This window comes from Pseudomonas sp. LY-1, from assembly GCF_053502595.1.
In genome coordinates, this window is record NZ_CP094353.1 from 5,148,239 (window position 1) to 5,171,822 (window position 23,584).

The 23,584-nt window shown below is 61.6% G+C and carries 14 protein-coding genes, 1 other RNA gene and 1 pseudogene; 7 read left to right on the forward strand and 9 right to left on the reverse strand.

What is annotated here, in order from left to right:
• Positions 1-115 precede the first annotated feature (115 nt).
• Positions 116-334: a hypothetical protein gene (locus tag MOQ67_RS23565; protein WP_448675623.1), complete on the forward strand. Its 219-nt coding sequence runs from the start codon at positions 116-118 to the stop codon at positions 332-334.
• Between the two features lie 668 nt (positions 335-1,002).
• On the opposite strand, the gene ffs is transcribed toward MOQ67_RS23565, so the two are convergent.
• The 6 genes from ffs to MOQ67_RS23595 all read right to left on the reverse strand — a co-directional run bounded on the left by ffs (position 1,003) and on the right by MOQ67_RS23595 (position 10,243).
• Positions 1,003-1,099, reverse strand: an RNA gene (gene ffs, locus MOQ67_RS23570) — signal recognition particle sRNA small type.
• Positions 1,100-1,243: 144 nt separating this feature from the next.
• A complete protein-coding gene (locus MOQ67_RS23575; protein WP_253397894.1) occupies positions 1,244-2,413 on the reverse strand; it encodes a zinc-binding metallopeptidase family protein in 1,170 nt (389 codons plus the stop codon).
• A gap of 102 nt (positions 2,414-2,515) precedes the next feature.
• On the reverse strand, positions 2,516-4,882 hold the full coding sequence (ligA, locus tag MOQ67_RS23580; RefSeq protein ID WP_448675624.1) for an NAD-dependent DNA ligase LigA: 2,367 nt from the start codon (positions 4,880-4,882) through the stop codon (positions 2,516-2,518).
• Between the two features lie 87 nt (positions 4,883-4,969).
• Positions 4,970-5,833, reverse strand: a complete 864-nt coding sequence (zipA, locus tag MOQ67_RS23585; protein WP_253397898.1) for a cell division protein ZipA — start codon at positions 5,831-5,833, stop codon at positions 4,970-4,972.
• A gap of 259 nt (positions 5,834-6,092) precedes the next feature.
• Positions 6,093-9,581, reverse strand: coding sequence for a chromosome segregation protein SMC (smc, locus tag MOQ67_RS23590; RefSeq protein ID WP_448675625.1), 3,489 nt, complete (start codon positions 9,579-9,581; stop codon positions 6,093-6,095).
• A 2-nt stretch (positions 9,582-9,583) separates the two neighbouring features.
• On the reverse strand, positions 9,584-10,243 hold the full coding sequence (locus tag MOQ67_RS23595; RefSeq protein WP_321848571.1) for a GntR family transcriptional regulator: 660 nt from the start codon (positions 10,241-10,243) through the stop codon (positions 9,584-9,586).
• A gap of 280 nt (positions 10,244-10,523) precedes the next feature.
• Between MOQ67_RS23595 and xdhA the strand changes: the two genes are divergently transcribed.
• The 4 genes from xdhA to guaD all read left to right on the forward strand — a co-directional run bounded on the left by xdhA (position 10,524) and on the right by guaD (position 16,659).
• Positions 10,524-11,972, forward strand: a complete 1,449-nt coding sequence (xdhA, locus tag MOQ67_RS23600; RefSeq protein WP_448675626.1) for a xanthine dehydrogenase small subunit — start codon at positions 10,524-10,526, stop codon at positions 11,970-11,972.
• Positions 11,965-14,364 (forward strand): xanthine dehydrogenase molybdopterin binding subunit, encoded by a 2,400-nt coding sequence (gene xdhB, locus MOQ67_RS23605; RefSeq protein WP_448675627.1) that lies wholly within the window; start codon positions 11,965-11,967, stop codon positions 14,362-14,364. The genes xdhA and xdhB overlap by 8 nt, the downstream gene beginning before the upstream one ends.
• Positions 14,365-14,502: 138 nt before the next feature.
• The gene (gene xdhC, locus MOQ67_RS23610) at positions 14,503-15,342 is read left to right on the forward strand and encodes a xanthine dehydrogenase accessory protein XdhC (RefSeq protein ID WP_448675628.1); all 840 of its coding nucleotides are present in this window, start codon (positions 14,503-14,505) and stop codon (positions 15,340-15,342) included.
• 12 nt (positions 15,343-15,354) lie between these two features.
• The gene (gene guaD / locus MOQ67_RS23615) at positions 15,355-16,659 is read left to right on the forward strand and encodes a guanine deaminase (protein ID WP_046489411.1); all 1,305 of its coding nucleotides are present in this window, start codon (positions 15,355-15,357) and stop codon (positions 16,657-16,659) included.
• A 127-nt stretch (positions 16,660-16,786) separates the two neighbouring features.
• Here the strand turns inward: guaD and MOQ67_RS23620 are convergent, their stop codons facing one another.
• The gene (locus MOQ67_RS23620; protein ID WP_046382440.1) at positions 16,787-17,551 is read right to left on the reverse strand and encodes a GntR family transcriptional regulator; all 765 of its coding nucleotides are present in this window, start codon (positions 17,549-17,551) and stop codon (positions 16,787-16,789) included.
• A gap of 226 nt (positions 17,552-17,777) precedes the next feature.
• Between MOQ67_RS23620 and MOQ67_RS23625 the strand changes: the two genes are divergently transcribed.
• Positions 17,778-18,968 carry a benzoate/H(+) symporter BenE family transporter gene (locus MOQ67_RS23625; protein ID WP_046489409.1) on the forward strand — a complete coding sequence of 397 codons (1,191 nt, stop codon included), beginning with the start codon at positions 17,778-17,780 and terminating at the stop codon, positions 18,966-18,968.
• Between the two features lie 37 nt (positions 18,969-19,005).
• Here the strand turns inward: MOQ67_RS23625 and MOQ67_RS23630 are convergent, their stop codons facing one another.
• Positions 19,006-19,350: a YggL family protein gene (locus MOQ67_RS23630; RefSeq protein WP_017845225.1), complete on the reverse strand. Its 345-nt coding sequence runs from the start codon at positions 19,348-19,350 to the stop codon at positions 19,006-19,008.
• Positions 19,351-19,587: 237 nt separating this feature from the next.
• On the opposite strand from MOQ67_RS23630, the gene dacB reads away from it, so the two are divergent.
• A complete protein-coding gene (gene dacB, locus MOQ67_RS23635) occupies positions 19,588-21,054 on the forward strand; it encodes a D-alanyl-D-alanine carboxypeptidase/D-alanyl-D-alanine endopeptidase (RefSeq protein WP_198717629.1) in 1,467 nt (488 codons plus the stop codon).
• Positions 21,055-21,111: 57 nt separating this feature from the next.
• On the opposite strand, the pseudogene MOQ67_RS23640 reads toward dacB, so the two are convergent.
• A pseudogene (locus MOQ67_RS23640) lies at positions 21,112-23,496 on the reverse strand (sensor domain-containing diguanylate cyclase).
• Between the last annotated feature and the right edge of the window lie 88 nt (positions 23,497-23,584).

Here is a 23,584-nt window from a genome sequence, read left to right on the forward strand (position 1 = left end):
TCCATGTGTAGTTTCTTGAGGTTATCCGCAAGCATTGCAAACCGCCATCAGTTGCCCGAATAGCACAGAAAATACTGCTACATTGAAGGCTCATTCACAGGGGAGTATGGGAAAAATGCCTATCCGTCGTAGCGGCAATTTTGACCTCAACGCTGGCATCGTGCAGCTTACACAAAAGAAGCTTGCAGGCTTCCTTGACGAGACGGAGCTTGCTCAGACTGAGGTCAAGCTTGAGGGAGGGAAGATCAGTTTTGCGGCCCCCGAATCCGTACTGGAGAAAATAACTCAGCACTTAGGGCAGCCAGCGGGCAGATTGAGTAGTACAAACGAATAGTACAACCCAAAAAGAAAAACCCCCGTAACTCATTGAATTAAAGGGGTTTTCTGAATATGGCGGAGAGATAGGGATTCGAACCCCCTCCAGACAGACACCTGAAACCTTGATCACATCCTCAATCGCGAGGCTTGGTGCCATATTTTCCGGTGTACGGATTCACATTCCCCTTCGTACTGTAGTTATTATTCCTAGTGGTATCCGGATTTGTAGCATGGGAAGGTCGGACATACGTTCCATTGCTTCGCGTATATCCACTGATAGCATGATCAGAACGACTCCCATAAGAATAACTAGATTTGTACGAAGTATGACCGCCGGAACTGCTTCCGCGAGCAAAAACATTCCCTGAAAGCGCCAATGCCGCCACAGCCGCCAGAATCAGTACCCTTTTCATGCAACCTCCCTTGCCAGATCAATGATGGCTTAACGATACCACCACCAAAGCGCAGACAACACACGCTTCTAGCTTACTTCAGGGAAAGCACGGCATGGGGTAAGGGTGATGATGAGCGCAAACTATGAATGGAAGCACTTGGATCGCGAGGACGTGGCAAGCTATGATCGTCAGTGAAGTGCATCACTTAGGTGTACCAGAACGCTGTCACACTTCGAGATTTTTGCCTGAGAAATCCTTGAGAATTCAAGGACTTGCGTTATGGAGGCAACCCCACCAGCCACACCCCGGCACACAATGTTCCCGCTGTGGCTGCTGCCTTCCGGCTCTGACCAGGTTCACGGGTAATCGTTGCGGGGGGACCGATGGGGTCACCATAACGACGCTCGCCTCTCGGCAAGCCGCGCCATTGTACCGATCTCATCGGAAGTTACAACCATTGGTGTTGGATTAAAAATTCAAGAGGTTCAAGCACTTGCCATGGCCGTCAGCATTGCCCCTGCCACACTGGCTCATGACTGTGCCTGCAGGACCTCGTCCGCCCTGCCGCCCTCTTCCTGGATCACCAGGTGAATGAAGTGCAGCTTGGCGATCACCGCCGGTGGCAATACGAAGGGGTAGAAATCCGGCTGGCCCATGGCGCGGGACAGTTCGTTGAGCATGCCGGCCAATTCGATCCAGGCATTGACGAACGAGAGGAACGCCGCGCCGCCAGGGTGTTCGGGGTCATAGAGGCTGGCGCGGGGGAACGGCTGGTAATCCAGGTCCATCTCGCGGGCGCTCATGCCGAAACCCAGGGCGGTGTCGACGGCGTCCATCATGTGCAGGTAATGCGCCCAGGTTTCGGCCCAGTCTTCCCAGGGGTGCATGGTGGCGTAGGCGCTGACGCAGGTGTGTTGCCAGTCCGGGCGCGGGCCGTTCTGGTAGTGTTGGTCGAGGGCGTCGGCGTAACTGGCGCGTTCGTCGCCGAACAGGTTGCGAAACGGCTGCAACCAGTGGCTGTTAGCGATCAGCCGATCCCAATAGTAGTGGCCGACTTCATGGCGAAAATGGCCGAGTAAGGTGCGGTACGGTTCCCGCATCTGCACGCGGATTTTTTCGCGGTGGGCGTCGTCGGCTTCCTTGATGTCGAGGGTGATCAGGCCGTTGGCATGGCCGGTGGTCGGCGCGTTGCCTTCCAGGTCGATGCCGACGAAGTCGAAGGCCAGGCCGTTGTCTTCGTCGACGCTTTTGGGCACGACGCGCAGGCCCAGGCTGATCAGTTGCGCCACCAGCCGGCGCTTGGCGGTTTCGACCTTGCACCAGCGCTCGGGGTTTTCCGCGATCGACAGGTCGGGAATGGTGCGGTTCAGGCTGCACGCCACGCACAGCGAGCTGGTGCTGTGGGCGCGAATCAGCCAGTTGCAGGCGGCCGGGCTGTCGAGGTTGGCGCAGCGGCGAAAAGCGCCGGCATCGAGGTTGTCATCCAGCAGCCAGGTGTCAGCGACCGGACCCGGTTGCAGCGAGGACAGACGGCTTTGTTGCGGCTGGTAGCCCAGCAGCGCCGAGCAGGCCAGGCACTGGCTGTTGCGAAAGAACAACGACTGGCCACACCGACACTGCCAGACCTTGCTGTTGCGCGAGGATTCGGCCACGAACGGTGCGGCGATGCGCGAACTGAGTTGTTCGAAGAAGCGGTACATGGCGATCTCTCCCGGGGCGACCAAGACTAGATCATTTCGCGCCCGGGATCGTTCCCCTTTCTTCGAAGGGCTGCTTGGCAGCCCAATGGGAACAAGAAGTCGTCAGACAGTGATGTTGTGCCGGGCTAGAAAATCCACGAAAGCGGCTTCGTCCAATACCTTCAGGCCCAACTCACTCGCCTTGGCCAGTTTTGAACCGGCACCCGGCCCGGCCACCACACAATACGTCTTCGCCGACACCGAACCGGCCACCTTGGCGCCGAGGCTTTCGAGCTTGTCCTTGGCCACGTCACGGCTCATCAGCTCCAGGGAGCCGGTCAGCACCCAGGTGTGCCCCGCTTCCGGCAAGCCTTCGATCACTTTCTTCTCGCTCTGCCAGTGCATGCCGAAGTCCTTGAGCTGCTGCTCGATGGCCAGGGCAAGGTTGGCGTGGTCGGGGTTATCGAAGAACTCGCGCACGGCCTTGGCCTGCTTCTCGGGCAGCGCCTGGCGCATATCGAGCCAATCGGCCTTGATCACGCCGTCGAGGGAGCCGAACTTGTCCGCCAGTTTCTGCGCAGCGCCGGGGCCAACGCTGGGCACGTTGAGTTTGTCGAGCAAACCGCCGAGGGTGGTGCTGGCGGCGAACTCGGCGCTCAGGTCGCCTTGTTCCTGCAGTTGCAGGCCGCATTTGTCCGGCGCCAACAGCGCGCCGATCACGTCCTGGTTGTGGCGGTCTTCAAAGAAGCTGTGGATCTCGTGCGCCACTTCCAGGCCCACGTCCGGCAAGTACGTCAGCACTTGCGGCAACGCGCGCTGCACGCGCTCCAGGGACGCCAGGGAGCGCGCCAGCACCTTGGCGGTCTCCTCGCCCACGTCGGGGATGCCCAGGGCGTAGATGAAACGCGCCAGGGTCGGCGTCTTGCTGTGTTCGATGGCGCTGATCAGCTTCTTGCTGGAAACATCGGCGAAGCCTTCCAGGTCGATGATCTGTTCGTACTTGAGCGTGTAGAGGTCGGCCGGCGAGGCGATGAGTTTTTCATCCACCAATTGCTCGATGGTCTTGTCGCCCAGGCCGTCGATGTCCATCGCCCGGCGCGAGACGAAATGGATGATCGCCTGCTTGAGCTGCGCCCCGCAGGCCAGGCGACCGACGCAGCGGTACACCGCGCCTTCGCTGACGGTTTCCTTGCCCTTGCTGCGCTTGACCAGTTGCGTGCGCTCGACATGGGAGCCGCACACCGGGCAGTTTTCCGGGATATGGACCGCGCGGGCGTGTTCCGGGCGGCGCTCGGTGACCACCGAGACGACCTGCGGGATCACGTCCCCGGCGCGGCGGATGATCACGGTGTCGCCGATCATCAGGCCCAGGCGCGCCACTTCATCCATGTTGTGCAGGGTGGCATTGGACACGGTCACACCCGCGACCTTGACCGGTTTCAGACGCGCCACCGGGGTGACGGCGCCGGTGCGGCCGACCTGGAACTCCACATCGAGCAGTTCGGTCAGCTCTTCCATGGCCGGAAATTTGTGCGCGATCGCCCAACGCGGCTCACGGGCGCGGAAACCCAGCTCGCGCTGGGAGGCAATGCTGTTGACCTTGAACACCACGCCGTCGATTTCATAGGGCAGGCTGTTACGCCGCTCGCCGATATCGCGGTAGTAGTCCAGGCATTCCTGGATGCCCTTGGCCAACTTCAGCTCATGACTGATCGGCATGCCCCACTTGCGCAACTGCTGCAAATTGCCGACGTGGGTGTCGCTGATGTCCGCCGTCACCTGGCCAATGCCGTAGCAGCAGAATTCCAGCGGGCGGCTGGCGGTGATTTTCGAATCCAACTGGCGCAGGCTGCCGGCGGCGGCGTTGCGCGGGTTGGCGAAGGTCTTGCCGCCGACTTCCAGTTGCGAGGCGTTCAGGCGCTCGAAACCGGCCTTGGACATGAACACCTCGCCGCGCACTTCCAGGGTCGCCGGCCAGCCGCTGCCGTGCAGTTTCAACGGGATATTGCGCACGGTGCGCACATTCACGCTGATGTCTTCGCCGGTGGTGCCATCGCCCCGGGTGGCGCCGCGCACCAGTTCGCCGTTCAGATACAGCAGGCTGACCGCCAGGCCATCCAACTTCGGCTCGCAGCTGTATTCCACCGCGGCACCGCCGCCAAACAGGTCGCCGGCCGGCAGGTCGAGGCCTTCGGTCACCCGGCGATCGAACTCGAGCATGGTGGTTTCATCGAAGGCGTTGCCCAGACTGAGCATGGGAATCTCATGCTTGACCTGGGTGAACGCCGACAACGCCGCACTGCCGACCCGCTGCGTCGGTGAATCACGCGTGACCAGCTCCGGATGCTCGGCCTCCAGGGCCTTGAGCGCTTGGAACAAGCGGTCGTACTCGGCGTCCGGAATGCTCGGTTCGTCGAGGACGTGATAACGGTAGTTGTGCTGATCCAGTTCAGCGCGCAGTTCGAGGATGCGGGTGTGGGCGGCGGTCATGGGTGTTCTCTCATAAAGCAAAAGAGCAGCCGAAGCTGCTCAAATGTTGGTGCGCTTGATTCTATCGACAACGCTTGAGGCCAGACCTCAGCGTTTCTGTGTCAGGGCGCGACGCTCGAACTCGACGATGCGCTGACGGTAGTGTTCGATGGTCTGGGCGGTCAGGACGCTGCGCTGGTCGTCCTTCAGTTCGCCGTTGAGCTCCTGGGACAGCTTGCGCGCTGCGGCGACCATCACGTCGAACGCTTGTTTCGGATGACGCGGACCTGGCAGGCCGAGGAAGAAACTCACCGCCGGCGTGCTGAACAGGTCGATATCGTCCAGGTCGAAGGTGCCTGGCTTGACCGCGTTGGCCATGGAAAACAACACTTCGCCATTACCGGCCATGCTTTCGTGGCGGTGGAAGATATCCATCTCGCCAAAACGCAGGCCGCTTTCCAGGATGTTCTGCAACAGTGCCGGGCCCTTGAAGCCGGCGGCGTCGCGGCAGATCACGCTGATCACCAGGACTTCTTCGGCGGCCGGCTGATCGTTCACCGACTGGCGCGGCACACTCTTGGTCGGGCTCTCGTCAGGGAAATCGTCATCGCGACTGCTGAAGCTCGGGCCGTCATCCACGCCCAGGTTCAGGTCGCCCTGATGCGGCTCGGCGGCGGCAGCACTGCCGCGCTTGCCACGCTTGGAGGACGGTTCGCGGGCTTCGCGCAAAGGGGCGCTCATGGACGGCAAGTCGTGCTCGTCCAACTGCGGTTCCTTATGGGTATCCAGCACACGGGGCGGCCCCAGCAGCTCCGCACCGGCGTCGTCGTCGGGCAAGTTGGACAGGTTGCGGTCCAGACGGAACTTGAGCTTACCCTTGCCACCGCGCATACGGCGCCAGCCATCAAAAAGAATACCGGCAATGACAATAATGCCGATGACGATCAGCCACTCGCGCAGACCGATTTCCATGTAATCCCGTGCCTCTAATAAAAAATGCTGAAAAATAAGGGGTTTAGCACCGTGCAAACCGCTTTAAAACGTGGCGCCAACTCTATGTTCTGACTGACGTTTTGCCCACGCATACGAAAAATTGACATTAAACTAGCACGACCAAAGATAACTTTACACCGTCTGTCAAAATGCCTTGAACAAATATGTCCATTTGCCACTTTCGTCAGACCGGTAAACCGCCCTACATCGAGCTGAAAATCTTCGCTGCTGGCGTGGATCAGGATTCCACCATCGCCATCGCTTCTTCGACATCCACCGCCACCAATCGCGAACAACCCGGCTCGTGCATCGTCACCCCCATCAACTGATCAGCCATTTCCATGGCGATCTTGTTGTGGGTGATATAGATGAACTGCACGGTCTGGGACATCTCTTTAACCAGGCGTGCGTAACGTCCTACGTTAGCGTCATCCAGTGGCGCGTCAACTTCGTCGAGCATACAGAACGGCGCCGGGTTCAACTTGAAGATGGCAAACACCAGGGCCAAAGCGGTCAGGGCTTTTTCGCCACCGGACAACAAATGGATGGTGCTGTTCTTCTTGCCCGGAGGCCGCGCCATGATCGTTACCCCTGTATCGAGTAGATCTTCGCCCGTCAGTTCCAAGTAAGCGCTGCCACCACCGAAAACTTTTGGGAATAACGCCTGTAAACCGCCGTTAATCTGATCAAAGGTATCTTTGAAGCGGTTGCGGGTTTCCTTGTCGATCTTGCGGATTACGTTTTCCAGGGTGTCCAGCGCCTCCACCAGATCGGCGTTCTGGGCGTCCAGATAACGTTTACGCTCGGACTGTTGCTGATATTCGTCGATGGCGGCGAGGTTGATCGCGCCGAGTCGCTGGATACGCGCGGCAATCCGCTCAAGTTCTTCTTCGGCGTCTTTCTCGTTGGCCTGGGCGGTCAGGGTATTGAGTACGCCGTGCAGGTCGTAGCCGTCTTCGAGCAGTTGGTCCTGCAGGGTTTTGCGGCGCACGGTCAGGGCCTGCCATTCCATGCGCTGTTGTTCGAGCTGGCCGCGAATCAGCTGGGATTGCTGCTCGGCCTGGGTCCGGCGTTTTTCCGCTTCGCGCAGTTCGCGGTCGGCGTCTTCCAGGGCGATTTGCGCGGTCTTGAGCTCTTCGTCGACGGTCATGCGCTTGTCGAGCAGTTCTTCGAGCTTGAGCCGCAACTCTTCCAGGGGCGCTTCGCCCTCCTCCAGGTTGAGGCTCAGTTGCTCGCGCTTTTCGGTCAGGCGCTCGGATTGCATCTCCAGGCGCTCCAGGGCCTGGCGCGTGGAGTCGTGCTGGGCGCGCAGGGAGCCGAGGCGCACCGCCAACTGGTGGGCATGGTCCTTGTGCTGGCGTGCTTCCTGGCGGACCCGGTCGAGGCGTTCGCGCAGGCTGTCACGCTGGGCCAGCAGCAGTTCGCGCTGCTCGGTGTCGAGGGCCATGCTGTCGAGGGCTTCCTGCAATTGCAGGCGCGCTTCGCCGATCTGTTCGTGTTCGAGGGCGCGCTGCTCGCCCATCTCGGCCACTTCTTCGTCGAGGCGAGTGCGGCGCAGGGTCAGTTGCTCGGCCTTGGCCTTGCTCGCGGAGAGTTGGGCTTTCAATTCGCCCTGCTGGCGCGCTTCGTCCTGCAACAGGCGGCGCAGGTGTTCGCGGCCGGTCTCTTGCTGGCGCTGGGTGGCGCGCAGGGTTTGCAGTTCGGTTTCCAGGCTTTCCAGGGTGGCTTCGCGCTCTTCACGCTCGGCGATCAGCTTGACGATTTCCTGGCCACGGGCCAATACGCCGCTCTGCGCTTCACTGGCGCGGCACACCCGCAGGAAGTGGCGGCCAACCCAATAGCCGTCGCGGCTGATCAGGCTTTCGCCGGCGCCCAACTGACCGCGTTGGGCCAAGGCCTGCTCCAGGGACTCCACCGGCTTGACCTGGCCCAGCCACGGCGACAGGTCAATCGCGGCCTCGACTTTATCCAGCAAACTGCCCGGCACACGGGTGCCATCGGCGGCGGGGCTGAGCAAGCGCAGATCGCCCTGGGCAAAGCCGGCCAGGTCGAAGCCGGCAAAATCATCCACCAGCACCGCTTGCAGGTCGGCGCCGAGCACGGTTTCCACCGCCAACTCCCAACCCGCCTCGACCTTCAAGCCCTCCGCCAGGCGCGGGCGCTCGGCCAAGTGCTGGTCGCGCAGCCATTCGGCGGTGCCGGTGCCGGGGTCCAGCGCCGCTTGCTGCAAGGCTTCGAGGGACGCCAAGCGCCCGTTGAGCCGCTGCAAATCGCCCTGGGCCTGTTGCTGGGCCTGGGTCGCCTGTTGCAGTTGCTGACGCAATTGCTCCAGGCGTTCCACTTGCTGTTCTTCGCTGGCTTCCAGCTCTTCGAGGGTCATTTCGCTTTCGGCGAGTTGCTCGCTCAGCGTCATGATCGCCGCGTCTTCCGGGTCGGCGGCCAGCAACACGCGCTCTTCCTGCAAGCGACGCTGGCGCTCGGCCAGGCGTTCCATGCTGGTTTCCAGTTGCTGGATGCGTGACTGCTGCACCTCGGCCTGCCGGCGCGGCTCGGCGGAGCGCAGGTTGAAGGTGTCCCACTGCTCCTGCCAACCGTGCATGGTGGTCTCGGATTCTTCCAGGGTGGCGGCGGCTTCTTCGGCGGCGGCGCTGGTGATTTCCTGTTCGGGGGTGAGCATGTCCAGCTCTTCGCCGAGGGTCAGCAGCAAGGTGCGGTCGTGGCCGAGGTGAGACTCGGTCTCCAGGCGCGCACGCTCGGCTTCCTTCAGATCATCCTGCAACTGGCGCAGACGCTGCTGGCCGTGCTGGATGCTCTGCTCGACCCGGGCGATGTCGCCGCCCACCGAATAGAAGCGGCCCTGCACCAGATTGAAGCGCTCGGACAGGTCATGATGACCGTCGCGCAGGCGCTCGATGCTGGCGTCGGCGTTGCGTTGTTCGGCCACCAGGGCTTCGAAGCTAATTTCCTGGGTGCCGATAATCGCTTCGCGCTGGCCGACCTGATCGTTCAGCGCCTGCCAGCGCAGGGCCGACAGTTGCGCCTTGAGCTGGCGTTCTTCGCCCTTGTATTCCTGATACTTCTCGGCGGCCTGGGCCTGGCGGTGCAGGCGCTCCAACTGGCGCTCCAGCTCGTCGCGCAGGTCGGTCAGGCGGGCGAGGTTTTCATGGGTGCGGCGGATGCGGTTTTCAGTCTCGCGGCGGCGCTCCTTGTACTTGGAGATGCCGGCGGCTTCTTCGATAAAGTTACGCAGGTCTTCGGGCTTGGCTTCGATCAGCTTGGAGATCATGCCCTGCTCGATGATCGAGTAGCTGCGCGGGCCGAGGCCGGTGCCGAGGAAGATATCGGTGATGTCCCGACGGCGACACTTGGTGCCGTTGAGGAAGTAACTGTTCTGGCTGTCGCGCGTCACTTTGCGGCGGATGGAGATTTCCGCGTAGGCCGCGTATTCGCCGACCAGGGTGCCGTCGGAGTTGTCGAACACCAGTTCGATGCTGGCCTGGCTCACCGGCTTGCGGCTGGTGGAGCCGTTGAAGATGACGTCGGTCATCGACTCGCCACGCAGGTTTTTCGCCGAGCTCTCGCCCATCACCCAGCGCACGGCGTCGATGATGTTCGACTTGCCGCAGCCATTGGGCCCGACCACCGCCGCCATGTTACTGGGGAAGTTCACCGTGGTCGGGTCGACGAAGGATTTGAACCCCGCCAGTTTGATGCACTTGAGCCGCACGCTTAGGCGTCCGCCAACGCAGCGATCACCAGCGAGCAACTGCGCTGGCCGTAGGCCGACAGCACCTGGCGAATCTGCGGCAAGTCACGGGCGAGCACGGCGGCGAGCAGTTGCTCGAACAGCGCGAGGTATTCGCTCATGGAGGCCTTGCGTTGATCCAGGGCCAGGTAGTAGGCGCGGTTCATCGCCGGCTGCAGGTTCTCGACGGTTTCCTGCAAATACGGGTTGTTGGCGAAGGGGTACGCGGCACGCATCACGCTGAAGCATTCTTCGACAAACGCGCGGATGTCCTGGCGTTCGAAATTGCTCACCAGGCGCTGCTGGATCTGCACGAACGGCGCCATGTCGGCCTGGGTCTGCCAGCCCTGCGCCACCGCATTGCCGAGCAGGATGTACAGCTCGGCCATCAGCGTACACAGGCTCTGCACCTTGTGCGCCGTGAGTTCGGTGACGTGGGCGCCACGGCGCGGCAAGATCGCGATCAGGTGGCGACGTTCAAGGATCAGCAAGGCTTCACGCACGGAACCACGGCTGACGTTGAGTGCCAGCGTAACCTTCTGTTCCTGTATCCGCTCCCCAGGCTTGAGATCGCCGCGAATGATACGTTCGGCGAGGTGGTGAGCGATTTGCTCGGCGAGACTGTCCGGCGCCTTGAACGTCATGTTTTTCCTTCAAAATCTTCTATCGATACAAGCGCGGCAGTGTAGCGCAAATGCCCGCTGATGGCGCTCGGCCCACGCTCAACAATTTGGCATGAAATAAGCAGCAGTGAACAGCCAGAAGCCCCAAAAAACGCCGGTTCCAGAAGACTGAACCATAATTGAACGTGTTGCGGCCGCACTTTCTTGACCTTCAGGTCAGAAAATCGTTGACCGAAAAGTCAGACATGACTAGATTCGGCGCAAAGCGGTTAACAACAATAATGTGTCTGCGAGGCCTTCCGTGATCCAGTTTTTACTTAACCAGGAACTCCGTAGCGAGCACGCCCTGGACCCCAACCTGACCGTGCTCAACTACCTGCGCGAGCATGTGGGCAAACCCGGCACCAAGGAAGGCTGCGCCAGCGGCGATTGCGGCGCCTGCACCGTGGTGGTCGGTGAACTGCACCGCGATGAGCAAGGCGCCGAGCGCATTCGCTATCGCAGCCTCAACGCCTGCCTGACGTTTGTGGCGTCGTTGCATGGCAAACAACTGATCAGCGTCGAAGACCTCAAGCACCAGGGCCAACTGCACAGCGTGCAACAGGCCATGGTGGAGTGCCACGGTTCGCAATGCGGCTTTTGCACGCCCGGTTTTGTGATGTCGTTGTTCGCCCTGCAAAAGAACAGCGACGCTCCCGACCGCGAGAAAGCCCATGAAGCCCTGGCCGGTAACCTCTGCCGTTGCACCGGTTATCGCCCGATCCTCGCCGCCGCCGAACAGGCCTGCGGCAACAAACCCCAGGATCAGTTCGACAGCCGTGAGGTCCAGACCATCGCCCGTCTCAAGGCCATCACACCAACGCAAACCGCTGAACTCAACAGCGGCGACAAACGCTGCCTGGTGCCGCTGACCGTCGCCGACCTGGCCGACCTCTACGACGCCTACCCCCAGGCCCGCCTGCTGGCCGGCGGCACCGACCTGGCGCTGGAAGTCACGCAGTTCCACCGCACGCTGCCGGTGATGATCTACGTCGGCAATATCGACGAGATGAAGCGCATCGAGACGTTCGACGATCGCCTGGAAATCGGCGCCGCCACCGCCCTTTCCGATTGCTACAGCGCGCTGCACCACGAATACCCGGACTTCGGCGAGCTGCTGCAGCGCTTCGCCTCCCTGCAAATCCGCAACCAGGGCACCTTGGGCGGCAACATCGGCAATGCCTCGCCGATCGGTGATTCGCCGCCGCTGCTGATCGCCCTCGGCGCGCAGATCGTGCTGTGCAAGGGCAATGTCCGGCGCACCCTGGCGCTGGAAGATTACTTCATCGACTACCGCGTCACCGCGCGCCAGGACAGCGAGTTCATCGAGAAGATCATCGTGCCCAAGGGCCACGCGCGGTTCCGGGCGTACAAGGTATCCAAGCGTCTGGACGATGACATTTCCGCGGTGTGCGCGGCCTTCAACCTGAAGATCGATAACGCTGTGATCAGCGACGCCCGCGTTGCCTTCGGAGGCATGGCCGCCACGCCAAAACGCGCCAAACACTGCGAGACCGTGCTGATCGGCGCCCCCTGGAATGCCGCCACCGTGGAGCACGCCTGCGCCGCCCTGGCCGAGGATTTCACCCCGCTGTCGGACTTTCGCGCCAGCAAGGAATACCGTCTGCTCAGCGCGCAGAACCTGCTGCGCAAATACTTCATCGAGCTGCAAACGCCGCACATCGAAACTCGGGTGACCGCCTATGTCTAACCATCACGCCGTGGCAAAAACCCAGGCCGAACTGGCCGAGCTGTTTTCTCAGGACCTGACCTCCGGCGTCGGCCGCAGCGTCAAGCACGACAGCGCCGCCAAGCACGTATCCGGCGAAGCGCAGTACATCGATGACCGCCTGGAATTCCCCAACCAGTTGCACCTGTATGCGCGCCTGTCCGACCGCGCCCACGCCAAAATCCTCAGCATCGATACCGCGCCCTGCTACGCCTTCGACGGCGTGCGCATCGTCATCACCCACGAAGACGTGCCAGGGCTCAAAGACATCGGCCCGCTGCTACCGGGTGATCCGTTGCTGGCCATCGACACCGTGCAGTTCGTCGGCCAGGTGGTGCTCGCCGTGGCCGCACGCGACCTGGAAACCGCGCGTAAAGCGGCGTTGGCCGCAGTGATCGAATACGAAGACCTGGAGCCGGTGCTGGACGTGGTCGAGGCCTATCGCAACCAGCACTTCGTGCTGGACAGCCACACCCATCAACGCGGTGATTCTGCGGTGGCGTTGGCGGCCGCGAAGCATCGCATCAAGGGCACGCTGCATATCGGCGGCCAGGAACACTTCTACCTGGAAACCCAGATTTCTTCGGTCATGCCCACTGAAGACGGCGGCATGATCGTCTACTGCTCCACGCAAAACCCCACCGAGGTGCAGAAGCTGGTGGCCGAAGTGCTCGACGTGTCGATGAACAAGATCGTTGTCGATATGCGCCGCATGGGTGGCGGTTTCGGCGGCAAGGAAACCCAGGCCGCCAGCCCGGCGTGCCTGTGTGCGGTGGTCGCGCACCTGACCGGGCAGCCGACCAAGATGCGCCTGCCGCGCGTCGAAGACATGCTGATGACCGGCAAGCGCCACCCCTTCTATATCGAATACGACGTCGGCTTCGACGACAGCGGGCGCTTGCACGGCATCCAGTTGGAGCTGGCGGGTAACTGCGGCTGCTCGCCGGACCTGTCGAACTCGATTGTCGACCGCGCCATGTTCCACGCCGACAACGCGTATTACCTGGGCGATGCCACGGTCAACGGCCATCGCTGCAAGACCAACACCGCGTCCAACACCGCCTATCGCGGCTTCGGCGGTCCGCAAGGCATGGTCGCCATCGAAGAAGTGATGGACGCCATCGCTCGCCATCTGGCCCTCGACCCGCTGGCGGTGCGCAAGGCCAATTATTACGGCAAGACCGAGCGCAACGTCACGCACTACTATCAGACCGTCGAGCACAACCTGCTCGAAGAGATGACTGCCGAGCTTGAGGCCAGCAGCCAATACGCCGAGCGCCGCGAAGCGATCCGCCGCTACAACGCCCACAGCCCGATCCTGAAAAAAGGCCTGGCGCTGACCCCGGTGAAATTCGGCATCTCCTTCACCGCCAGCTTCCTCAACCAGGCCGGTGCGCTGATCCATATCTACACCGATGGCAGCATCCACCTGAACCACGGCGGCACCGAGATGGGCCAGGGCTTGAACACCAAGGTTGCGCAAGTGGTGGCCGAGGTGTTCCAGGTGCACATCGACCGCGTGCAGATCACCGCCACCAACACCGACAAGGTGCCCAACACCTCGCCGACCGCAGCCTCCAGCGGTGCCGACCTGAACGGCAAGGCCGCACAGAACGCCGCCGAAACCATCAAGCAACGCCTGGTGGAATTTGCCGCGCGTAAATTCGAGGTGAGCGAAGCGGACGTGGCATTCCACAACGGCCATGTGCGCGTGCGCGAGCAGATCCTGACCTTTGAGAACCTGATCCAGCAGGCGTATTTCGCCCAGGTGTCGTTGTCGAGCACCGGCTTCTACAAGACCCCGAAAATCTTCTATGACCGCAGCCAGGCGCGCGGTCGGCCGTTCTACTACTTCGCGTTCGGCGCGGCCTGTTGCGAAGTGATCGTCGACACCCTGACCGGCGAATACAAGATGCTGCGCACCGACATCCTCCACGACGTCGGCGCTTCGCTGAACCCGGCCATCGACATCGGGCAGGTGGAAGGCGGTTTTATCCAGGGCATGGGCTGGCTGACCATGGAAGAACTGGTATGGAACGACAAGGGCAAGCTGATGACGAACGGCCCGGCCAGCTACAAGATCCCAGCCGTGGCCGACATGCCGTTGGATCTGCGCGTGAAGCTGGTGGAAAACCGCAAGAACCCGGAAGACACAGTGTTCCATTCCAAAGCCGTGGGCGAGCCGCCCTTCATGCTCGGCATTGCTTCGTGGTGCGCGATCAAGGATGCGGTGGCGAGCCTGGGTGACTATCGCCACCAGCCGAACATCGATGCGCCGGCGACGCCGGAGCGGGTGTTGTGGGGGTGTGAACAGATGCGGCAGTTGGCTGCTGCGAAGGCGGTTGAGGCTGAAACCGAGATGGCTTCGCTTTGAATCGAGGTGCTGCCATCGGGGGCAAGTCGAATCGTCGCACCGCCCCTCCCACATTTTTCACCTGTGAATACATTCAAGTGTGGGAGGGAGCTTGCTCCCGATGACGGTAGAACTGACAACAGAAATGTTGAGGTAGACATGAACAACTGGATCAGCGCCCTCGCCAACCTGCAAAACCAGGGCGAGCCCTGCGTACTGGTGACCATCATCGAAGAGCTCGGCTCCACGCCGCGCAATGCCGGTTCGAAGATGGTCATCAGTGCCGCACACACGTTCGACACCATCGGCGGCGGGCACCTGGAATACAAAGCGATGCAGCTCGCCCGCGACATGCTCGCCCGCGGCCAGCAACACACCCATCTGGAGCGCTTCAGCCTCGGCGCGAGCCTGGGCCAGTGCTGTGGCGGCGCGACCGTGCTGCTGTTCGAACCCATGGGCCAGGTGCAGGCACAGATCGCCGTATTTGGCGCCGGCCACGTCGGCCGCGCCCTGGTGCCGTTGCTGGCGAGCCTGCCGTGTCGGGTGCGCTGGATCGATTCGCGCGAGCAAGAGTTCCCGGAACACATCCCACAGGGCGTGCGTAAAATCGTCAGCGAAGAACCGGTCGACGAAATTGCCGACCTACCCGTGGGCAGTTACTGCATCGTGATGACCCACAATCACGCGCTGGACCTGGAACTCAGCGCCGCCCTGCTCAAGCGCAATGACTTTGCCTACTTCGGCCTGATCGGTTCGAAGACCAAGCGCGTCAAGTTCGAACACCGCCTGCGGGATCGCGGCGTCGACGCCGCACAACTGCAACGCATGCGCTGCCCCATGGGCCTTAGCGAAGTGAAGGGCAAATTGCCGGTGGAAATCGCCATCTCCATCGCCGGGGAAATCATCGCCACCTATAACGCCCATTTCGGCCAGCACACCGCGAACGCCGAACCGATTGCCCAACTGCTGCCGGCTTCACGTCGCAGCCAAGCTATCTAAATTGAGATCACCATGCCTTCGACCCGCAAAGCCTACCGCGCCGCGATCCTGCACAGCCTCGCCGACCCCGCTGAAGTGGGGATCGAGGCGTCCTATGAGTATTTCGAAGACGGCCTGCTGGTCATCGACAACGGCCGGATCAGCGCCCTGGGCCACGCCCGCGACCTGCTGCCGCACCTGCCCGCCGAGGTCGAAATCACCCACTACCAGGACGCGCTGATCACCCCCGGGCTGATCGATACGCATATCCACCTGCCGCAAACCGGCATGGTCGGCGCTTATGGCGAACAGCTGCTGGACTGGCTCAACACCTACACCTTCCCCTGCGAACGCCAGTTCGCCGACAAGGCCCATGCCGAGGACGTCGCAGAGATTTTCATCAAGGAACTGCTGCGCAACGGCACCACCACCGCGCTGGTGTTCGGCAGCGTGCATCCGCAATCGGTGCAGGCATTCTTCGAGGCCGCCGAAAAACTCGACCTGCGCATGATCGCCGGCAAGGTGATGATGGACCGCAACGCCCCCGACTACCTGACCGACACCGCCGAATCCGGCTACCAGGAGAGCAAGGCGCTGATCGAACGCTGGCACGGCAAGGGCCGCCTGCACTATGCGGTGACGCCGCGCTTCGCACCCACCAGCACGCCGCAGCAATTGGCGCTGGCCGGGCAACTGCTGGGCGAATACCCCGACCTGTACATGCAGACGCACATCAGTGAGAACAAGCAGGAAGTCGAGTGGGTCAACGAGCTGTTCCCCGAGCGCAGCGGCTACCTGGATGTGTACGACCACTACCAGCTATTGGGCGAACGCTCGGTGTTTGCCCACGGCGTGCATCTGTGCGATGACGAATGCGCGCGGTTGGCGCAGACCGGCTCGGCAGTCGCATTCTGCCCGACCTCGAACCTGTTCCTCGGCAGCGGGCTGTTCAACCTGCCGATGGCCGAGAAGCACAAACTCAACGTGGGCCTGGGCACTGACGTCGGCGGCGGCACCAGCTTCTCGTTGCTGCAGACGTTGAACGAAGCCTACAAGGTCATGCAACTGCAAGGCGCGCGACTGAGCCCGTTCAAGTCGCTGTACCTGGCCACCCTGGGCGGTGCGCGGGCGTTGCGGTTGGAGGACAAGATCGGCACGTTGCAGCCGGGTACCGATGCGGACTTCCTGGTGCTGGATTACAACGCCACGCCACTGCTCAGCTATCGCATGAAGCAGGCCAAGGACATTGCCGAGAGGTTGTTTGTATTGATGACGTTGGGGGATGACCGGGCGGTGTTGCAGACCTATGCGGCCGGTAATCTGGTCCACCAACGCTAATTTCAGATATGCCACAAACCCAAATGTGGGAGGGGGCTTGCCCCCGATTGCAGTGGTTCAGTCAAAGCATCCAGTGACTGATACACCGCAATCGGGGGCAAGCCCCCTCCCACATTTTTGATCGGGTTTACAGTTTGACCGACGAACGCCCCGGCTTCTTGCTCTGCAACAAATGCGAGAACACCGCATGCAAATCATCCGACGCGCTTTCCTCGTCGAGGTTGAGCTTGCTGTCGATATGATCCATATGATGCATCATCAAATTCACTGCCAGCGCCGCGTCTCGGGCTTCGATCGCATCGATCAACTGGCTGTGTTCATCGTAGGAACAGTGCGAGCGGTTGCCGCTTTCGTACTGCGCGATGATCAATGAGGTCTGGGACACCAGGCTGCGCTGGAAGCTGATCAGCGGCGCGTTTTTTGCCGCTTCGGCCAGCTTCAGATGGAACTCGCCGGAAAGGCGGATACCGGCACCGCGATCGCCGCGGGAGAAGCTGTCGCGTTCGTCGTTGACCATCTGCCGCAGCTCGGCCAACTGCTCCGCCGTGGCGTGCTGCACCGCCAGTTCCGTGATCGCCCGCTCGACCAGGCGCCGGGCCAGGAACACCTGGCGCGCTTCTTCGACACTCGGGCTGGCCACCACCGCGCCGCGATTGGGCCGCAGCAGTACCACGCCTTCATGGGCCAGGCGCGACAGCGCGCGGCGAATGATGGTGCGGCTCACGCCAAAGATTTCGCCGAGTGCCTCTTCGCTCAATTTGGTACCGGGTGCCAGGCGTTGTTCGAGAATCGCCTCGAAGATATGCGCGTAGACGATATCGTCCTGGGTTCCGCTGCGGCCGGTCTTGCTGGCTCGCGGTTGTTTCTTGAGAGGTTGCAACTGTTCGTTCATGGGCACTCGGATCGGGAGAACGGCGGCGAATTAACGGTAATACGGCAACAAAGAGGCGCTGGCAAGTATCAGCTAAAATCAGCGCACATTGTACACAACCCCATGCGCCAACACACTGTACGGCTGTTTGCGAGCCCGGCTGTATTGCAATGAGTCGTTACGTTTGAGTTTAGGCTTGAATCTGCGCCTTCACTGGCAAACTCCCAGGTAAAAGGAACACCTCGCCATGACCGACGCCACCCAAGCGCCCTTGCGCCCACTGGCCGACACTTCTCCCTCGGCCATCGTCGCCGGTTTCATCGCCATGATGACCGGCTATACCAGCTCCCTGGTGCTCATGTTCCAGGCCGGCCAAGCCGCCGGTTTGACCAGTGCGCAGATTTCCTCGTGGATCTGGGCGATTTCCATCGGCATGGCGGTGTGCAGCATCGGCCTGTCCCTGCGCTACCGCACACCGATCACCATTGCCTGGTCGACACCCGGCGCAGCGCTGTTGATCACCAGCCTCGGCGGCGTCAGTTACGGCGAAGCCATCGGCGCCTACATCACCTGCGCGGTGTTGGTGACGCTCTGCGGGCTGACCGGCAGCTTCGAAAAACTGGTCAGACGCATCCCGGCGTCGCTGGCGGCGGCCTTGCTGGCGGGGATTCTGTTCAAGATCGGCAGCGAGATTTTCGTCGCCGCGCAGCATCGCACCGGCCTGGTGCTGGGGATGTTTTTCACCTACCTGCTCATCAAACGCCTGTCGCCGCGGTATGCGGTGCTCGCCGCGCTGGTGATCGGCAGCGTGCTGTCCGGGCTGATGGGGCTCCTGGATTTCAGCGGTTTTCACCTGGAAGTGGCAACCCCGGTCTGGACCACGCCGCACTTCTCGCTGGCGGCGACCATCAGCATCGGCATCCCGCTGTTCGTGGTGGCGATGACCTCGCAGAACATGCCGGGCGTCGCAGTGTTGCGCGCCGATGGCTACAACGTGCCAGCATCGCCGCTGATCACCGCCACCGGCCTGGCCTCGCTGGTGCTGGCGCCGTTCGGCTCCCACGGCATCAACCTGGCGGCGATCAGTGCGGCGATCTGCACCGGGCCCCACGCCCATGAAGACCGTAACAAGCGCTACACGGCGGCAGTCTGGTGTGGCGTGTTCTACGGCATTGCCGGGGTGTTCGGCGCCACATTGGCGGCCTTGTTCGCAGCGCTGCCCAAGGAACTGGTGCTGTCGATTGCGGCGTTGGCGTTGTTTGGCTCGATCATCAATGGCTTGAGCATCGCCATGAATGAGCCGAAGGAACGGGAAGCGGCGCTGATCACCTTTATGGTCACCGCGTCAGGCTTGACGTTGTTTTCCATCGGGTCGGCGTTCTGGGGGATCGTGGCGGGGGTGTTGACGCTGCTGATTCTGAACTGGCGCAAGGCATAAAAAAACGGCGACCCTCAGGTCGCCGTTTTGTTTAGTATCACTTAGCCGCGTTGATCGGCTTTTCCGGATACCACACGTCCATCAACGGGCTGACTTCAGCCTTGGTCAGCTCGGAACGGGTTTTCAGCCAGGCGTCAACGGCAGCACGCTGCTCTTCGGAGACCGAGCCACGCTTCTGCAGGCAAACCAGACCGTAGTCATCGCCGCCGACATAGCCCAGACCGTTGGCTTCCATGGCTTCTTTGATGAACGCTTCGAGGAAAGCGTCGATAGCTTCTTCACTCAGGCCTTCGTTGAAGTCCAGGTTCAGTTCGAAACCCAGCTCTTGAAATTCATCAACGCACAGTTTTTTGCGCAGACGCTGGGAACGGTTAGTCGCCATTGGAACAATCCTCATAAGTAATAACGGGCGGCACTTTAGCAGCTTAAGGCAGCGATTGCCCGACTCTCTGGGACAGGCGGCGAAATGCCTGGAAAAAAAAACCCGATTAGCAGCTATCGTTCAGCTACAAGTGGTTCCAGCTTGGGGCATAATGCCGACACTTTCATGACTACTGAGGGATTTTCTTACATACCCCTCGCCTTTTTCACCCTCCTCAGCAGTAGGGTTTTATTCCTTATGATCAAATCTTTGCGTCCATTGCTCCTTGCCGGCGTTCTCCTGCCGCTGGCTTTTTCCGCCACCGCCGCCCCGATCAATAACACCCTGCCACCCAACGTTGCACAGGCCCTGCAGAAGGCCAAGTTGCAGAACACCGCATTGTCCCTGGTGATGCTGCCGTTGAACGGCCCCGGCACCCCCACCGTCTTCAATGCCGACGTCTCGGTGAACCCGGCCTCCACCATGAAGCTGGTCACCACCTACGCAGCCCTGGAAATGCTCGGCCCCAACCACCAGTGGAAGACCGAGTTCTACACCGACGGCACCCTCAGCGGTGGTGTATTGCGCGGCAACCTGTACCTCAAGGGCGGCGGCGATCCCAAGCTGAACATGGAAAAACTCTGGCTGCTGATGCGCGACCTGCGGGCCAATGGCGTGCAGCAAGTCACCGGCGATCTGGTGCTGGACCGTGGCTTCTTTATTCCGCCGCAACTGCCGGAGTTCAATGACGACGGCAATGACGAGAACAAACCGTTCCTGGTCAAGCCCGATGCCTTGCTGGTCAACCTCAAGGCCCTGCGCTTCGTGACCCGCAACGATTCCGGACGCGTGATCGTGTCGGTCGAGCCGCCGATCGCCAGCATTCGCATCGACAATCAGGTCAAGGCGTCCAACGCCAAGCAATGTACCGGCGACGTGCGCTACAACCCGGTGACGGCGGCGGATGGCAGCATCACCGTGACCGTCAGCGGCCAGTTGGGCGATGGCTGCAGCTCGCAGACCTACTTGTCGTTGCTCGACCACGCCACGTACACCGCCGGCGCCGTGCGGGCGATCTGGCAGGAATTGGGCGGCACCATCCAGGGCCGTGACATCCAGGCACCGGTGCCCAAGGACGCCAAGGTACTGGCGCGGGCCTTCTCGCCGGACCTGGCGGAAATCATCCGCGACATCAACAAATACAGTAACAACACCATGGCCCAGCAGTTGTTCCTGAGCCTGGGCGCGCAGTTCCGCAACGACGCCGACGCCGACGGCGACGATGCCAAGGCCGCGCAACGCGTGGTACGCCAGTGGCTGGCGAAAAAAGGCATCACCTCACCGCACCTGGTGATGGAGAACGGTTCGGGCCTGTCCCGTGCCGAACGCGTCAGCGCGCGTGAGATGGCGGCCATGTTGCAAGCCGCGTGGAGAAGCCCCTACGCCGCGGAATACATCAGCTCGATGCCAATCGCCGGCACCGACGGCACCATGCGTAAACGCCTGAAGACCACCGCCATGCGCGGTGAAGCCCACGTCAAGACCGGCACCTTGAACACCGTGCGCGCCATCGCCGGGTTCAGCCGCGACAACAACGGCAATACCTGGGTGGTGGTGGCGATCCTCAACGATCCGAAGCCGTGGGGTGCGTCGTCGGTGCTCGACCAGGTGCTGCTGGACCTGTACCGCCAGCCGAAGCTGGCGGCAGCGGCGCCAGTCCTCTAGACACCGCCACAACCTGTGGGCAAGCCCGCGCCCACAGGTTGTGTACGACGTCGACATTCACACCGGCAAGCGTTCCGCTTCGACCCGATCCCTGCCCGCCTGCTTGGCTACGTACACCGCCGAATCCGCGCGCAGCAGTAACCCGTCGATCCCCTCATCGACCCGCCAACTGGCCACCCCGAAGCTGGCGGTGACGACTCCCACCGTCCCCATCGGCGCATCGCGCAGCGCCCGCCAAAGCTCCATCGCCAAACCGTAGGCCTGGGCGCCGTCGGTGTTGGGGCACAACACCATGAACTCCTCGCCACCCAGGCGACAGAACACATCGGTGCGGCGCAAGCGCTGGCTGATGCGCTTGCACAGTTCCTGCAACACCGCGTCGCCAACCGCATGGCCGTACTGGTCGTTGATACGCTTGAAGTGATCGATATCCAGCATGATCACCGACAACGCCCCCGAGGTGCGATTGAGGCGGACCATCTCAGCCTTGAGACGATCCTGGAAATACCGACGGTTATGGATTCCGGTGAGGGCATCGGTGATGGACAGCGCGCGCAGTTCTTCTTCCACGCGCTTGAGATCGGAAATGTCCGACACATAGCCATGCCACAGCGTACCGCCGCCCGGCAGTTCTTCCGGCGTGGCCTCACCGCGAATCCAGCGCAGGCCCCGTTGCGGCAGTTGCACGCGGTACTCTTCGCGCCAGTGGCTCAATTGCAGCGCGGATAAGCGGATCGACGCACGCACCCGCTCGACATCCAGCGGGTGGATGCGCTCCAAGACCTGCGTTGCATCCCGTTGCAGCACCCCTGTGTCGATCTCATAGATATCGCGCATGCCATCGCTGGCGTAGACAAACCGCCACTTGTCCTGGGGTTCCAGAGTGAATTGGAAGATCCCGCCCGGGACATGGGCGCTGAGCTTTTTCAGCAGACGGTCGCGCACGGCCAGGGCCTCATAGGCGCGTTTTTGCTCGGTGACATCCAGGTACATCGCCAGGTGCCCGACCCATAAGCCATGGTCATCCAGCAACACGGTGCCCAACATATTCACCGTCAAACGGCTGCCATCCTCACGCACCAAGGTCCACTCGCGCGCCTCGTGCGGGCTGCCCGGGCTCTCCACCAGCATCGCCTGGCTCGGCGGGATTCGCCGGCCCAACGCAATGCTCAGACTCGCCGCACGCACATCCAGCTCCGCCGCCACATGCAGGCTCTCCAGGGTCGAGCGGCCGAGTATGTGCTCGGCCTTGAACCCCAGCATCTGCTCGGCACCGGCGTTGAAGGTGTTGATCACGCCGTGCAAGTCGGTGGCAATGATCGCAACCTGCGTCGCGGCGTTCAGCACACTGCGTAACTGGCCATGGGCGCTGCGCAGTTCCTGCTCGCGCAGGCGTAGCTGCACGGTACGCTGCTCCACCAGTTTCAAGGCGCGCTGACGCTGGCTGACCAACATATAGAGCAAGACACTGAGCAACAGGCTGAAGAGCCCGCCCACGGCCAGGATCGGGACCAACGACGAGCCGTTGCCCTGTTCGAACACCTGGCTGGGGCGCAGGTTCAGGGCGTAGACATGATCGCCGAGGGTGAGGCGGCGCGCGGCGACCAGATCGCTGTCGGCCAGGGCATTGCTGGATTCGTACAACAGGCGCCCTTGCTGGTCGGAAGTGTCGACGATCTGCGTCACCAGATTATCGCGGTCCGACTTGGGCAAGCCGTCGGCCATCAACTGGCGCATGCTGATCACGGCCATCACAAAGCCGTAGGGTTCTGTTCCGCCCGGGGAGACGACCGGCGCGACCAATAACACGCCGGTGGCATAGGCCGGTTCCACCCCCACCAACTGCATGGGCTGGGACACGGCCAGCTTGCCGCTCGCTTGTGCGCGCTCCAGGGTCGAGCGCCGCAACGGCTGGGCCAGCAGGTCAAAGCCCAGCGGCGAACCGAGCAGGCTTCGGGTCTGGCTGTACAGGACCGGCACGTATTCATCGCGCTCCACCGCCGGGGCCAACTCACCGTGTGAATTCAGTTCCCGTATGCTGAACGGCAGACCGCGCTGACGCGATACGTCCTGTTCAAACTGAGCGCGCTGATCACGCATAACCCGCGGCGCCCAGGCATAGGCCCGGGAACGCAGCAGCAAAGGCTGGGCGAAACCGTCGAACTCGTCGCGGGACACATTATTGGAATTGACGAAGAAGCGTTGCAGGCTGGTCAGGCGTTGCTCCTGATCCTCGAAACGCTCCTGCAGACGGGTGAATCGCTCATTGACCAACAGCTGGAAACGCTAGCGCCCCTGCTGTTGATAGAGATCGGATGTCGCCCAGGCGACGATGATCGTCAAGGCGCTACCGCCCAGAAACACCACCAATGCCATCAACCAAGCCGATACCTGCTCATTGATAAAACCTAGGATCTTCGGGCGAACGGCTTGCAACGGCATAGGCAACACTCACAACGCCAGCGTGTGGGGGGATCACTTTGGCCGGACATTTAGTTATAGCGAGCGGCCCTCCGTTTGACCAGCGTAA